This window comes from Nostoc sp. MG11 (assembly GCF_014904695.1).
Classification (GTDB): domain Bacteria; phylum Cyanobacteriota; class Cyanobacteriia; order Cyanobacteriales; family Nostocaceae; genus Komarekiella.
The window spans coordinates 14,572-28,671 of the sequence record NZ_JACXXN010000014.1; the positions used below are offsets into that span (position 1 = coordinate 14,572).

Sequence of the window (14,100 nt, forward strand, 5' to 3'; positions counted from 1 at the left end):
TTCTATCTACTCAATTTTTTTATATGGAAAATCAAGGTTACGTGGAAAATTCCTTATCAAATTTTAAGCACCAAATACTTGTGGCCAAGTTGTTACCAAAAAAACTACAACTGCTGCGATCGCTAACAACCCCTGAATCAAATTCCCAATTAATGATCCTACCACAATTCCTATACCTGCCTTAATTGCCAACCCGAATTCACGCCGATAAAAGTACTCACCAATAATTGCTCCTAAAAGCGGCCCTAGTAAAATACCTAATAATGGGCCCCCAAAAGGCAACGCTGGCAATAATCCCAAAAATCCCACCACTAAACCAATAATTGCGCCAATTTGCCCCCACTTACTAGCCCCTGCTTGTCTTGCTCCTATGTAGCTAGCTAAAAAGTCTACTCCTACACTGAGGAGTAAAACGATAATTGTTACTATTAGTGGTATTTTGATAGCCGCGAATGAACTACTAGCGATTCCCCAAATGATAATTGCTATTAAAATTAAACTACTGCCGGGAATAGCAGGAACCACAGCACCGATTATACCCACTACCATTACGGCAACTAATAACCAATAAATAATTTGCATAAAATTTTAAATTTCTAAGTCATCTAGCAAATTGCAACTAAGAGTTACTTATAAATTAAATCTCAAAGAGGTAAAACAACTCAAGTCTGTGATTATACATCGTGGGTGCATTAAGATTGTTAGCAGACTCATTCCTTTAGGGATTACTCTAAAAAAGCCTAAAATTCCATCACAAAACTGGTTTCTCTAAAATAAATTTTGCACATATATTGGTTCACCCCTTGACTTCGTATTAAAGGGAGCTTTGTATAGTCTCTATCTCAATCGGCTAAAATCCATCTGCGATCTCTCTCGACTAGTCTTGGTAATTGTTGGTTGTGGCGATTAATTCAGTTATTTGGGAGATGGAATTTACACTTCATAAATTAGAGCTAAGAGTAACAGCTAATTTATCAGCAATTCCTCTAATCCAGTTTTCATCTTGTTTAGTGTAACTGCGAGGAGCATTAGCTGCCAAGATTAGGACACCTTGATCGCCAATTGGTTGACAAATTACACCTTGAGTGTTTTCTGGCAAATAATCAAATTCAATTTTACCTGGATATACGTACAACGCAACTAAATAAATCGGTTTTTGTGTTTCTAATACCCGTTTTAAGATTGCTCCTGGCGTTACTTCAGATTTAGTACCCAGAATACCGCGACGCAACAAAACTTGACCTTGATAAAAGACTACCAGCGATCGCGTAACTGTATTAGTCAATAACAAATGAGACGCCCAGGCTAGTTCTGTTTTCACGGCTTCTGGTAAATCTGCGGCTAGCACAAAACCTTCTTCCCCAATTAGTTCTACAGCATCAGGCGATCGCGGCTGTACTTGTTGCCAAATTAAACCCGTCAAAACTAACACCGCACTCAAAATAACACCAACTACATCTCCCCGCGCTTGGGATTCGGTGAGTTCGGGTGTCAACAAACGGTTAATCAGCAAAAGTACAGCACCTAACCCACCAACGACAATGGGCAGACGCCGCAAAACTCTATTAGGATCAGGTTTAGCCATTGTGTTCAAGGGTTAAGGGTCATGAGTCAAGGGTCAAAAGTCAAGGGTCAAGATTTATTTTCTTTATCTCCCTCATCTTCTCCTGCTCCCATCTCCCCATCTCCCCATCTTCTCATTCCTCCCCTGGCTCAATAATCCGCTGGAAAAGATAACCAGTACCTCGTGCAGTGAGAATTAATTCTGGGTTGCTGGGGTCATCTTCTAACTTTGCCCGCAAACGGGAAATATGCACATCTACTACACGGGTATCTACATGGCGTTCTGGTGTGTAACCCCACACTTCCTGCAAAATTTCTGAACGGGAAAAAGCTTCTCCAGAGCGGCTTACTAACAACTCTAGTAAGCTAAACTCCATACCTGTCAACCGAATGCGCTCATCACCTTTATAGACTTGTCGCTTATTCGTATCTATTTTGATATTGCCAACATGGATTACGCCTGAACTAGGAATACCAGAAGCACTGTTTTTGTCCACCCGCCTTAGTACAGAGCGAATTCGGGCTTCTAGCTCCTTGGGAGAAAATGGTTTAACTACGTAGTCGTCAGCACCCAGTTCTAGCCCCGTGATGCGATCAGCTACATCCCCCAAGGCTGTTAGCATAATAATAGGGACATCAGATTCCTTTCGTAATTCTTGACACACACCGTAGCCATCTAGCTTTGGCATCATCACATCCAAAACTACTAGGTCAGGATCGGCTTTACGAAAAGTTTCCAAAGCCTCTTCTCCGTCGCCAGCCGTCACTACATCGTAGCCAATCATGGAAAGGCGCGTTTCCAAAATCCGGCGAATGCTGGCTTCGTCGTCTACCACCAGGATTTTTTCTTTATGACTTTCCAAGTTTATCAACGCTCCTTCACTAAAATTTTACATGATTAATTTTTAATACCATAATATTAAGATATCATTCCATCAATTGATTTGGAAAAAGCTCTAACTACTACTATTATTAGGTTCTAGTTTTCTCTAAGAATTAAATAATAATTAAGATTATTGAATAAGATTTAAGAATGCCAAAGCCAAAAACCTTTTACGTTTGTAACGATTGTGGGGCAGAATCGCCTCAGTGGTTTGGCAAGTGTCCAGCTTGCGGGACTTACAATTCTTTAGAAGAACAGATTGCTATCCAGTCTTCAGTAGATATACCCAGTCGAGGAGGAGTGAGTAGTTGGCACGCCACGCAGAATAATGGTAAATCTGCTGCCAAACCACCTAAAGCGCGAGCTTCTTTGACATTTGAGCAAATTAGTGATCGCCAAGTAACACGCTGGGAATCCGGTTATGGAGAACTGGATCGGGTGCTTGGTGGTGGAGTTGTTCCCGGTTCTATGGTGCTAATTGGTGGTGATCCGGGAATTGGTAAATCTACCTTACTACTGCAAGTATCAAATCAACTAGCACAAAAATACCGTATCCTCTACATTTCTGGAGAAGAATCAGGACAACAGATCAAATTAAGAGCTTCCCGCTTAGGGGTATCAAAACCGCTAGATGTGAATAGTAATGGAAATAGCAAAGTATTAGAAGATACTGTTCAAGTAGAAACATCTGAAAGTATAGGTGCAGATTTATATGTATTGCCAGAAACAGATTTAGAAGAAATTTTGCGGGAGATAGATTCTCTAAGACCTAATGTAGCGGTAATTGATAGTATTCAAACGATTTTCTTTCCGGCTTTGACTTCTGCGCCTGGTTCAGTGGCCCAGGTAAGAGAATGTACTGCGGCGTTGATGAAAGTGGCGAAGCACGAAGACATCACAATGTTGATTGTAGGACACGTCACCAAAGAAGGAGCGATCGCCGGGCCAAAAGTCTTAGAACACTTAGTTGATACAGTGTTGTATTTTGAAGGCGATCGCTTTGCCTCCCATCGGTTATTGCGGACAGTGAAAAATCGCTTTGGAGCAACTCACGAAATCGGCATCTTTGAAATGGTGGCACATGGACTGCGGGAAGTTGCCAACCCTTCAGAGTTGTTTTTAGGCAACCGCGACGATCCTGCGCCTGGTACTGCGATTGTTGTTGCTTGCGAAGGAACTCGCCCCATTGTTGTCGAGTTGCAGGCTCTTGTAAGCCCTACTAGTTACCCTTCCCCCCGTCGTGCTGGTACTGGCGTAGACTACAACCGCCTAGTGCAAATTCTTGCAGTGTTAGAAAAACGGGTGGGGATTCCCATGTCGAAATTAGATTCCTACGTCGCTTCTGCGGGTGGATTGAGTGTAGTAGAACCAGCGGTAGATTTAGGAGTAGCAATCGCCATCGTTGCTAGTTTCCGCGATCGCATTGTTGATCCAGGTACAGTGTTGATTGGTGAAGTCGGTTTAGGCGGACAAGTGCGCTCAGTGTCACAAATGGAACTGCGATTGAAAGAAGCAGCTAAATTAGGGTTTAAACGAGCGATCGTGCCAAAAGGGACAAAATTTCCTGACCTTAATATCGAGATTTTACCAGTATCCAAGGTAATAGATGCAATTATCGCCGCCATCCCTCATCAAGAATTGACAGACGACGATTTAGAACCTGATGAAGAGTGACCATAGCTTCCTTGTCGTCAGATATCGCCCTCGTCAAGCCATGAATGAGAATTTATCGAAAATCCTCACAGAGTTACGCTGCTACCTGGAGACACTATATGGTGAAAAGTTAGCGCAAATCATCTTCTATGGTTATCAAGCAAGGGGAGATGCGCGTCCAGACTCAGACATTGATGTATTAATTGTGTTAGAGAAACCTGTAGATGCTGTAACTGAAATTGAGTGTAGCAGTCAATTCGCATCCAGCAGAAAAACAGTGGCTTTTTCCGTAATCTTCGTCGGGATGGAATTGCTGTATGACACCTGAACAACAAGCACTACTTGATAAAGCTGTCAGGAGTTTACAAGCTGCAAAAGTTCTTAATCAAAATAATTTACCAGAGTTTGCTGCCGCTCGTGCTTATTACACTATGTTTTAGGCAAAATATCTGCTTGCCAAACACCGATATTTATGGTGTGCCAAAATAAATATCAGTAAAACTACGGTTTTGAATAATGGCGTGGAATCCAAAGCAGCAGTTATTTGGCGATCGCTACATTATCGAAACAGAATTGGGTAGGGGCGGAATTGGCATTACCTACCTCGCCAGAAACCAAAGTGATGAGTTGCGCGTAATCAAAACTCTTCTAGACAAGTTTTTTAATGACCCTAACTGGATACCGCACTGCAACAAGTTACGGCAAGACTTCCGCGATGAGGCTTTAAGACTGGCTTTGTGTCACCATCCTCATATTGTGCAGATAGAAAATGTCTTTGATGAAGGTAATTTTCCCTGCATGGCGATGGAGTATATCGAAGGGCAAGATTTAGGTAAGCGAATCACTGAAAACGGTTCGAGATATTGAAAGGTTGTGGCTTAGATGGTTCACTTTAGCGGGAGAATTAATTCCTGTACCCACAGAGGAAGCCCCTGCTGCAACTGAACGAGCTATAATTGCTGAACAAGAAACTACAGAAGCTAAACAAGAAGCAGCTCAAGCCAGACAAAAAGCAGAACAACTAGCAGAACGTTTGCGTCAGTTAGGCGTGAATCCTAATGAGCTGGATTAATTATTGTAACTTCAGGTAACTTTTTTTTATTGTCTTATAAACCTTTGTTACCAATTAAGTTTTGCAACGCTTATAAGAAACAGTTAATAAAGGCGAATTGGTCGAAATTATTCGATACACGGCATAATTTTCTGCTCTAGAGGAATCATCTGTACTGAAAACTTCAATAGCTGATACTGAGGTAGCTATCTAATAACAACATTGGCTTGCATAAAGGTTAATTTTTGAGAGCGATCGCATATTGAACACTTGAAATACATATAATATTTATCTTTGGAAGTCTATAGCGACTTCAGTTTTTTTAGGAAAATTACACTGTCACTTCGTTTTCTTCTGTTACAAAGCTTAGTGCTAATCAGGTTACTAGAGAAGAATATCGGCAGATTGCGAAAAGTGATGACTGAAGCACCCGCAGACATTACCGTAGACACTGGTTGTGTTTCGGCTGCTAAAATATTTAAATACAAGTAGTATAAAAACAACTACTTAAAGCAAAATTGTCTATTTGATCACATAACACCATTAACAGATTGTAGAAAAGTACATTCTTTTATCTTAAGAGTGGTGCTAACCTCGATTTTAGGGACGATACAAGCTTTTATCGGCTAGAGTTTCTATCTTTCAACAAACCAAATAATCTACTAACAAAATCGCAAGGAGTGCGATGAAATGTCCCAATCTCCTTTAACAAGACCAGAAATAGCTCCCGGAACTCTAATTGATAACCGCTATATTATCCAAAAACTTTTGGGACAGGGAGGACTGGGACGAACATACTTAGCGTTTGATACTCGTCGCTTTAATGAAGCTTGTGTTCTCAAGGAATTTGCTCCCATTGGCACAGGGGAAAATGGACTGGAAAAATCTCGCAATTTATTCAAAAGAGAGGCAAAAATTCTCCATCAGCTGCAACATTCTCAAATTCCCAGGTTTTTAGCTTGCTTTGAAGGAGATGGCCGGTTATTCCTAGTTCAAGAGTATGTTGACGGCAAAACATATTCTAGACTGCTGGGAGAACTTCAAAGCCAGGGAAGAACTTTCTCGCAAGAGGAAGTCATACAGTGGTTAAAGAATTTGTTGCCTGTTTTGGAATATGTACACCAGCACAACATCATCCATCGAGATATTTCTCCTGACAACATCATGTTACCTGATGGCAAAGATATGCCAGTGCTGATTGATTTCGGTGTAGGTAAACAAATTGCCGACCTGAATGAGGGGAAAAACTCTAATCAAGTGACTTTTGTTGGCAAAATGTCCCTTGTAGGTAAAGTTGGATATGCTCCTCGCGAGCAGATTAGCTTAGGTTTATGTTCTCCCTGTAGTGATCTTTATGCTTTGGGGGTAACAACCATTGTATTACTTACAGGTCGAGATCCATCTCTGCTAATGGATCAGTACTCCTTAGAGTGGAAATGGCGTTGCTATACCTATGTTAGCGATGCTTTTGCTCAAGTACTCGATCGCATGTTAGCAGATACGCCTAACAAGCGATACCAAACAGCTAGAGAAGTTCTCACCGATTTAAAGCATCTTGGAGAACTAGAAGTAGAAAGACCTACAGCGTTTGTTCATTTGTCTCCTACCGTATTTATTCCCGAATCTCAAACTAAGGCGACAATCCCGCAGTCTTACAGCCAATTTGGAGAAACAATATTTAGTGTGCCTGCTAGCCCGCAAATAGACCGAATTGAACAACAACCTTCAATCAGCCCAGCCTTTATCAAACGTTGTCAGCAAGCGTTAGCTTACCACATTGGGCCAATGGCAAATTTAGTTGTAGAAGAGACATTAGCTCAAAATCCTCAAATTTCATCTTACCAATTTGTTGAACTCATAGCTCAGGAGATTTCCAACTTTCAGGCAGCTTTTGAGTTAAAAAAAAGCCTACTATCATAGTGTATTTAGACCTCTAATTAATTTAGAGATAGTTTTGAATTTTTTAATTACCCGTATTACCCTGAGATCGCTTAATTCTTTTCATTGCCATTTCTAAACTTAACTGCATTCGTTTAAAAGCCTTAGCCAAATTACCGATTTCATCATTAGAGAACTGCTCAAATTCAACATCCATATGTCCTGTGCTGACTTCTTCAGCCACACGAGTTATACGTTTGAGAGGCCTAACAACTTGTCGATTTAAGAAAAAGTTGACTAACAGAATAGCTGCTATAAAAACAGTTGAAACAATTAAGATAATTACCAAAGAAGAGTAATTGGCTTTGTTGATAACTTTATTCGCTGGCACTGATATGATTTGAGCGCCTATAATGTCATTCAACTTCCATCCAAATCCATTAGCTGTGCCATAAAGAGCAATCATACTTTGAGGTGCAGCTTCAGGGGTGCTGTGACACACTAGGCAGCTTTCTTCACGAATTGGTAATGGACGAGCAATATAAAAGATATCTCCACCAGGAATTGAGCGAAATCCACTCGTTTCTTTGAGATTTGGTTTTTTGATGAAACTTTCTACAATTTCTGTTTCAAAACTATCAGCTTTATCCCGCAGATTAGTAGGATTTAGTGTTGCTTCTTTATAAAAGAAATCGCGGTAGTCTGCTGTTTTTCGCAAAATCTCAAACACTTCTCGTGCTGAGTATGCAGGCACACTTTGTGGTAAAAACTTAGTTGTCAGTTTATCAGCTAACTCAGGATTAACTTGAGTATTGGTATATTGACGAACAGAACTCATAGTTTCCATAAGCATGAGAGCTGTTGAGGCAATATCTTGTCTGGCATTCTGTCTGAGCAAAGAAGAAAGAGCCAAACCACTCAAGCTCAAACCAAATACCAGAATTACAAGTAGCAGAATTGTAAATTTTTGTCTCAAATTCAGATTGTTTAACATAATCCAAAATTACTTACAATTAAAATTAACATTCCCAAACGAGCTTAAAGTCATCGTTTACTCTTATATAATATAAGCAAAAAAGTAAGGTTTTTAGCGAAAAGTTTGCACGTCTGGGTAACAGGAGCGCAAAAATTTTTAAGACAGCGAAAAGCTGCAGTTGAGTTAAAACTATTAGAGTATATCTAAAATATATTCTTGATAATAACAAGATATTTTTACCAGCGAAATTGTTTTTTTGGATGTTTGTATAAATAGGAGGGCGAGTCGTCATAAAGGGATATCAGATTGAGCAATCGCCTTGATTTTGACTAAACTTTTTTTGTCATGTCTACCCTTCAGTAACTTTTGTCATTTTAATCCCTCTTAATACAGTATTGTTTATTTATGTCCAGTCACTTCTTTGCAAACTCTTGTTAAATATGAAAATTAATAAAAATATTCTTTAAGCAACTAGTTTCCTCAAGGCTACAGCAATCCTATTTAAGTTATCAATAACTTGTGTTGTATGTTCTAATCTAGTGCCAATATAAATATCAGCATTTGGCAAGTATTACTAATGGTGTGGAATCCAGGAAAGCCTTTATTTGGAGGGCGTTACATTATTGACAGTCAACTAGGCGAAGGGGGAATTGGCATTACTTATCTAGCCAGAAATCAACGGGATGAACTGCGAGTGATTAAAACCCTCAAAGAAGAAATCCTCAATCACCCCGCCTGGATACTCCACCGCAATAAATTACGGCAAGACTTCCGCGATGAAGCAGTTAGGCTTGCTGTGTGTCACCATCCCCATGTAGTGCAAATAGAAACCATCTTCGATGAAGGGAATTTGCCTTGTATGGTGATGGAATACATTAAAGGCGAAGACTTAGGCCAGCGTTTGAGGCGCATGGGGGTACTCTCAGAAGCAGAAGCGCTGCTGTACGTCCGACAAATTGGTGACGCTTTGACATTAGTTCACTCTAAAGGCTTGCTGCATAGAGATCTCAAGCCGCGCAACATCATGATCCGCATAGATAAATCAGAAGCAGTGCTGATAGACTTTGGTATTGCCAGAGAATTTATTCCCAATGTAATCCAAAGGCATACCGCATATCGCACTCCTGGTTTTGCTCCACCGGAACAATATGAATTGGAAGCGCCACGAGGAGAATACATTGATATCTATGCCCTAGCTGCTACCTTGTATAATTTGCTAACCGCAGTTGTGCCAACGAATGCAGATGACAGACGTCAAAACATTCGCCTAGAACCACCACAATATTTTAATCCCAAGATCAGCAATAGGGTAAATCAGGCTATTCTGCGCGGCATGGATTTGGAGTCAACATATCGCCCCCAATCTGTACAGGAGTGGTTGGATTTATTAGATTCTGATACTGAGAATGATGTAGCATCACTCACACCTAGAGTAGTGATCGCACCCGGATTACACACCCCTATTGTACCAGAGCAGCCGAATTGGCAATGCATACACACCCTTAAAGGCCATTCCAGCATGGTCAGTGCGATCGCCATCAGCCCAGATGGGCAACTTGTTGCTAGTGGCAGTAATGACAACACTATCAAACTTTGGCAACTAGGAACTGGTAAGCTACTGCGTCACATAGGTCGTTGGTGTTCTGGCCATTCCAGCATGGTTCATTCCGTCGCCTTCAGCCCTCGTGAACAGCTCCTTGCTAGCGGTAGTTGGGATAACACTATTAAGCTGTGGCACTTAAATACAGGTAGAGAAAATAGTACTTTTACTGGTCATGCTAATTGGGTAAATTCTGTCGTCTTTAGTCCAGATGGCCAGGTTCTAGCTAGTGGTAGTGCAGACTGCACTATCAAACTTTGGTACGTATACACAAACAGAGAAATTCAAACTTTCACAGGTCATTCTGACTCAGTTTGGTCAGTTGCCTTTAACCTGGATGGACAAATTCTGGCTAGTAGTAGTGCAGACTACACCATCAAACTGTGGAACGTATATACAGGCAGAGAAATCCAAACTCTTACAGGTCATTCTTTTTTCGTCAACTGTATCGCTTTCAGCCCCGATGGACAACTTCTAGCTAGCGGTAGTGCGGACTGCACTATAAAACTTTGGCACGTACACACAGGTAGAGAAATTCAAACTTTCACAGGTCATTCTAATTCAGTTTGGTCAGTCGCCTTCAGCCCCGATGGACAACTCATAGCTAGTGGTAGTTGGGATAATACGATTAAACTGTGGCACATAGACACAGGCAAACAAATCAGCACACTCATAGGTCATTCTAACTATGTTAGATCTGTCGCTTTCAGCCCCGATGGACAAACTCTAGTCAGTGGAAGTGATGACGACACCATCAAGATTTGGCGACGGGGGTAATAAATAATTCATAATTTGTAATTCATAATTTGTAATACTTTGGCTACGCTCAGTACAAGTTCGTAATTTATAATTCATAATTCGTAATTCGTAATTCGTAATTTTGAATTGACATCTCTCTGTGCTTGGTGTATTTGGTAACTTTTAAACCTCCAGATAGACTTGCAATTGTCCGAAAATTGTCACAATAATGACTGCAAACGTTATTGTTGAACAATTAATTTTATGGGCTTTGGTATTGGTGATTTATTCTGGATTTTTCTTCTTCTCTCTTCCCTACAACCCATCTGGCAAAGACGTCAAGTAGAATATCGGCGCTTGCGTGCTTTACAGGAATTCCAGCAAGAGCGCAAAAGTCGGGTTATTTTGCTGATTCACCGCCAAGAGTCCATTAGCTTACTGGGCATTCCCTTATCGCGCTACATTACCATCGAAGACTCAGAACAAATACTACGAGCAATTCGTCTCACCCCGCCAGATGTCCCGATTGACCTAATTTTGCATACTCCTGGTGGTTTGGTATTGGCTACAGAACAAATTGCTAGAGCATTAATTCGCCATACCGCAAAAGTCAGTGTATTTGTGCCTCACTACGCCATGAGCGGTGGTACAATGCTTGCCCTCGCCTCTGATGAAATTATCATGGATGCCAACGCTGTCTTGGGGCCAGTTGATCCCCAACTGGGTAATTATCCAGCAGCGAGTATTTTGAAAGTGGTTGAAGATAAACCCATTGGTGAAATTGACGACCAAACTTTGATCATGGCAGACCTCTCACGCAAAGCTATTCAGCAGGTACAGCGGTTTGTACGGACTTTGCTCAAAGATAGTATACCTAAACAAAAGGTTCTGCCAGAAAACATTGAACCGATTATTGAAGCCTTGACAACCGGACGTGTCACTCACGATTATCCCATCACCATTGAAGAGGCCACAGAAATGGGGCTGCCCGTAACTGTCGGACTGCCCCTTTCTATTTATGAACTTATGGATTTATATCCACAGCCCCAAGGAGGGCGACCCACCGTCCAGTATATTCCTATGCCTTACAACGATCGCCGCCCAATTTTACCCACGCCTAAAGGCAGACCCTTAGAAGAACCAACTCAGAACACTTAAAACCTCAGAGTTAGTAATTGCTCAGGTAATGCTTAGGGTGTAACCGTTGGTGTTGGTGTTGGTGTAACTGTTGGTGTTTGTGTTGGTGTAACTGTTGGTGTTGGTGTTGGTGTAGCTGTTGGTGTAGTTGTTGGTGTAACTGTTGGTGTAGCTGTTGGCGTAGCTCTCGGTGTAGCTGTTGGCGTAGCCGTTGGTGTAACTGTTGGTGTAGCTGTGGGCGTAGCTCTCGGTGTCGCCGTTGGCTTAACTGTGGGCGTAGCTCTCGGTGTCGCCGTTGGCTTAACTGTCGGCTGGCTAAAGGCTTTCTTAGCTTCTTCATTCAGCTTTTGGCGGAGTGCTAAATTAGCAATTCCGGTTTCTTGCAGCTGATATTTTTTCTGAAATTCCTTCACCACCTCTTCCGTCCGTGGGCCATAAAACTGATCTCGGGGGAGGGGAGGATTTGGCTTAACTACTGCATTCAAATTTGCTTGCAGAATTTGCATGATGTTAGCGGCATAACCTTGGGTTTGTGGCCCTGCTATCCCATCAACTGGTTTTAGCTTATAACCCGTCTGAAATTCACGGATTGCTTTTTTAGTTTCTTCATCCGTCAATGGCGTATTTGTAACCTTGACGTTGTAACCTAATCCCCGCAATACAGCCCGAAATTGCTGTGGCGTATAATTACGTTGAATAGCTGCAAAACTGGTGTCAAAAACTACTAAGCTAGCAGTTATCAAGCAAGTTGTAGCAACTGACACGCTTGATTTTCCAAACTCACACCACATACTTAAAACTCCTTTGGATTAAATCAGCAGGATATAGAGATTAACAGATGCACCTTAAGTTTCTCTAACATCTTTTTTCTCTATTTTTAATGAATTTTGATTAATTTGTGAGCTATTTTTTAATTAAACGCTAAATTTATAAAAATATAGTTTTGTCATCTACCAAAAGAAAGACTTTAAATTAGAAGTAGTTTGGTTATAGAAAGACCTGAAAATAAATAACAAAGAGATGTGAAATCTAAAATATTCAAATTTGTATAATCTAAAACTAAAGAATGAAAACAGCAAAATTACCCAAGCAGCGTAACCTTTGGTTTGAAAGATTGATGGCAATTACTGCCACAGTAAATTTAGGTTTAGTTTTGTTTGATTTAAGTTACGTGCCTGGGCGAGATTTCTACTTGCGAAGACTTCCCCAAGTTACCCAGATTTATGATCAAATTAAAGGTATTGAACCCCATCGAGACACGAACAGATATCTGGAAACGGTAGCCGCCTTAGAAGAAGAAGTAAGCCAAGTAGGGTTACAGTCGCCTCAAGTAAAAACCAAGCTAGAGGAAATAAGGCGTCTGAGCAGCGAGATGATTGACAGCAATCCGTTTGCGGGAGTGGATAAGAGTGGTACTCTGGAAAAAATCAAAAATCGGATGCGCGATCGCACCAGAGAAGAATCTGCAAAACGGGCCTTTGCCACTTTTTGGAGTCAGCCGTACCTATCGCAAAATGGCTGGAAACAAGAAATTAATTTTTTTAACCAGAAAATTCGTCCCCTAATTGCCGTTAATTACTACCGCAGAATTGGGGAAAATGGCGAATTTATTGATGATTTCTGGATCATTGACTTACCGTTTGTGATTTTATTTGGCGTCGAATTGCTAGGGCGAACCTTCTCCATCAAACGCCAACATCCAGGTTTAAGCTGGTTAGAAGCAGTGTTGTGGCGGTGGTATGACCTGTTCTTGCTGATACCCTTTTGGCGGTGGTTGCGAATCATACCCGTATTAATTCGCCTCGATCAAGCGCGGATATTAGATCTTCATTTGGTGCGGCGGCAAATTCATCAAGGGATTGTTGCCAATTTTGCCGAGGAAATCACAGAAATTGTCGTAGTCAGGGTGATTAACCAAATCCAGGGTTCAATTCAGCGGGGTGAGTTAATGCGTTGGCTATTGCAAAAAGATAACCTGCGTCCCTACATAGATATTAATAACGTGAATGAAGTCGAAGCGATCGCAGGTCTTTTAGTGCAAACAATTGTCTATCAAGTGCTGCCCAAAATCCAACCAGAGATCGTTGCCATTTTGCGCCACAACATTGAAACTACCTTGCATCAAGTGCCTATCTACCGCAATCTCCAAAACTTTCCTGGCGTGGGACAAGCACAAAGCCAGCTCAGCGAACAACTGGCAACTCAAATCATAACTAACCTGTACAGCGCTCTCGTTAGCGCTGTCAAAGATCCTGTTGGTGCAAAACTCTCCGGTCAATTGGTACAAAGCTTCAGCGAAGCCTTGGGAGCAGAAGTGCAGAAAAAACAAGTACTCTCAGAAATTCAGAGCTTACTTTTTGACTTCTTAGAGGAAATTAAGCTCAACTACGTCCAGCGTTTATCCCAAGAAGATATAGACCAAATTATCGAACAAACTAGGCATCTACGAACACAAGCATCAGTTCCAACACTGGTAGATAAAGCGACTGCTCTCCCAAAAACTAGAAAAAGATAAATGCAGAGCAAGGGAAGCAACGAGAAGAGGAGCAGGGCGAATAAACTGACCCTTGACCAAATGACTCTTGACTATCAAAGAAATGCGCTAAACTCAAATTAGGGGC

The 14,100-nt window shown here is 41.3% G+C and carries 12 protein-coding genes and 2 pseudogenes; 9 read left to right on the forward strand and 5 right to left on the reverse strand.

All coding sequences use genetic code 11. The features are described from left to right. Window positions 1–63 precede the first annotated feature (63 nt). The 3 genes from HCR01_RS19630 to rpaB all read right to left on the reverse strand — a co-directional run bounded on the left by HCR01_RS19630 (window position 64) and on the right by rpaB (window position 2,426). Window positions 64–582 (reverse strand): DUF456 domain-containing protein, encoded by a 519-nt coding sequence (locus HCR01_RS19630; protein ID WP_193197791.1) that lies wholly within the window; start codon window positions 580–582, stop codon window positions 64–66. A gap of 358 nt (window positions 583–940) precedes the next feature. Beyond that, on the reverse strand, window positions 941–1,585 hold the full coding sequence (locus HCR01_RS19635; RefSeq protein ID WP_193197792.1) for a cofactor assembly of complex C subunit B: 645 nt from the start codon (window positions 1,583–1,585) through the stop codon (window positions 941–943). A gap of 112 nt (window positions 1,586–1,697) precedes the next feature. Further along, entirely contained in the window at window positions 1,698–2,426 is a 729-nt protein-coding gene (gene rpaB, locus HCR01_RS19640) for a response regulator transcription factor RpaB (protein ID WP_191758845.1), read from the reverse strand. Window positions 2,427–2,596: 170 nt separating this feature from the next. On the opposite strand from rpaB, the gene radA reads away from it, so the two are divergent. From radA to HCR01_RS19665, 6 genes and pseudogenes are all read left to right on the forward strand, one after another. Beyond that, window positions 2,597–4,120 carry a DNA repair protein RadA gene (gene radA, locus HCR01_RS19645; RefSeq protein WP_193197793.1) on the forward strand — a complete coding sequence of 508 codons (1,524 nt, stop codon included), beginning with the start codon at window positions 2,597–2,599 and terminating at the stop codon, window positions 4,118–4,120. Beyond that, window positions 4,110–4,427 (forward strand): nucleotidyltransferase domain-containing protein, encoded by a 318-nt coding sequence (locus HCR01_RS19650; protein WP_226889456.1) that lies wholly within the window; start codon window positions 4,110–4,112, stop codon window positions 4,425–4,427. Before radA ends, HCR01_RS19650 begins: the two co-directional genes overlap by 11 nt. Further along, the gene (locus HCR01_RS40050) at window positions 4,417–4,539 is read left to right on the forward strand and encodes a hypothetical protein (RefSeq protein WP_264299925.1); all 123 of its coding nucleotides are present in this window, start codon (window positions 4,417–4,419) and stop codon (window positions 4,537–4,539) included. Before HCR01_RS19650 ends, HCR01_RS40050 begins: the two co-directional genes overlap by 11 nt. 76 nt (window positions 4,540–4,615) lie before the next feature. Continuing rightward, window positions 4,616–4,954, forward strand: a pseudogene (locus HCR01_RS19655) (protein kinase domain-containing protein); the annotation flags it as partial. Between the two features lies 1 nt (window position 4,955). Continuing rightward, window positions 4,956–5,171 (forward strand): annotated as a pseudogene (locus HCR01_RS19660) (Uma2 family endonuclease); the annotation flags it as partial. 669 nt (window positions 5,172–5,840) lie between these two features. Further along, window positions 5,841–7,070, forward strand: coding sequence for a serine/threonine-protein kinase (locus HCR01_RS19665; protein ID WP_193197795.1), 1,230 nt, complete (start codon window positions 5,841–5,843; stop codon window positions 7,068–7,070). A 43-nt stretch (window positions 7,071–7,113) separates the two neighbouring features. Here the strand turns inward: HCR01_RS19665 and HCR01_RS19670 are convergent, their stop codons facing one another. Further along, the gene (locus HCR01_RS19670) at window positions 7,114–8,022 is read right to left on the reverse strand and encodes a DUF3365 domain-containing protein (protein WP_193197796.1); all 909 of its coding nucleotides are present in this window, start codon (window positions 8,020–8,022) and stop codon (window positions 7,114–7,116) included. 559 nt (window positions 8,023–8,581) lie between these two features. On the opposite strand from HCR01_RS19670, the gene HCR01_RS19675 reads away from it, so the two are divergent. Further along, on the forward strand, window positions 8,582–10,381 hold the full coding sequence (locus tag HCR01_RS19675) for a serine/threonine-protein kinase (RefSeq protein ID WP_193197797.1): 1,800 nt from the start codon (window positions 8,582–8,584) through the stop codon (window positions 10,379–10,381). Window positions 10,382–10,606: 225 nt separating this feature from the next. Next, the gene (locus HCR01_RS19680; RefSeq protein WP_193197798.1) at window positions 10,607–11,500 is read left to right on the forward strand and encodes an SDH family Clp fold serine proteinase; all 894 of its coding nucleotides are present in this window, start codon (window positions 10,607–10,609) and stop codon (window positions 11,498–11,500) included. A 32-nt stretch (window positions 11,501–11,532) separates the two neighbouring features. Here HCR01_RS19680 and HCR01_RS19685 read toward each other — a convergent pair whose 3' ends face one another. Continuing rightward, window positions 11,533–12,270: a peptidoglycan-binding protein gene (locus HCR01_RS19685; RefSeq protein WP_193197799.1), complete on the reverse strand. Its 738-nt coding sequence runs from the start codon at window positions 12,268–12,270 to the stop codon at window positions 11,533–11,535. A gap of 275 nt (window positions 12,271–12,545) precedes the next feature. Between HCR01_RS19685 and HCR01_RS19690 the strand changes: the two genes are divergently transcribed. Next, a complete protein-coding gene (locus tag HCR01_RS19690) occupies window positions 12,546–13,994 on the forward strand; it encodes a hypothetical protein (RefSeq protein ID WP_193197800.1) in 1,449 nt (482 codons plus the stop codon). The last annotated feature ends 106 nt before the right edge of the window (window positions 13,995–14,100 follow it).

What these genes read in the sequence shown, in the direction of transcription:
- HCR01_RS19680 (WP_193197798.1), top strand. Translation starts at nt 10,607, where the DNA reads ATGGGCTTTGGTATTGGTGATTTATTCTGGATTTTTCTTCTTCTCTCT.
- HCR01_RS19685 (WP_193197799.1), bottom strand. Translation starts at nt 12,270, where the DNA reads ATGTGGTGTGAGTTTGGAAAATCAAGCGTGTCAGTTGCTACAACTTGC.
- HCR01_RS19675 (WP_193197797.1), top strand. Translation starts at nt 8,582, where the DNA reads ATGGTGTGGAATCCAGGAAAGCCTTTATTTGGAGGGCGTTACATTATT.
- radA (WP_193197793.1), top strand. Translation starts at nt 2,597, where the DNA reads ATGCCAAAGCCAAAAACCTTTTACGTTTGTAACGATTGTGGGGCAGAA.
- HCR01_RS19630 (WP_193197791.1), bottom strand. Translation starts at nt 582, where the DNA reads ATGCAAATTATTTATTGGTTATTAGTTGCCGTAATGGTAGTGGGTATA.
- HCR01_RS19665 (WP_193197795.1), top strand. Translation starts at nt 5,841, where the DNA reads ATGTCCCAATCTCCTTTAACAAGACCAGAAATAGCTCCCGGAACTCTA.
- HCR01_RS19690 (WP_193197800.1), top strand. Translation starts at nt 12,546, where the DNA reads ATGAAAACAGCAAAATTACCCAAGCAGCGTAACCTTTGGTTTGAAAGA.
- HCR01_RS19650 (WP_226889456.1), top strand. Translation starts at nt 4,110, where the DNA reads ATGAAGAGTGACCATAGCTTCCTTGTCGTCAGATATCGCCCTCGTCAA.
- HCR01_RS40050 (WP_264299925.1), top strand. Translation starts at nt 4,417, where the DNA reads ATGACACCTGAACAACAAGCACTACTTGATAAAGCTGTCAGGAGTTTA.
- HCR01_RS19670 (WP_193197796.1), bottom strand. Translation starts at nt 8,022, where the DNA reads ATGTTAAACAATCTGAATTTGAGACAAAAATTTACAATTCTGCTACTT.
- HCR01_RS19635 (WP_193197792.1), bottom strand. Translation starts at nt 1,585, where the DNA reads ATGGCTAAACCTGATCCTAATAGAGTTTTGCGGCGTCTGCCCATTGTC.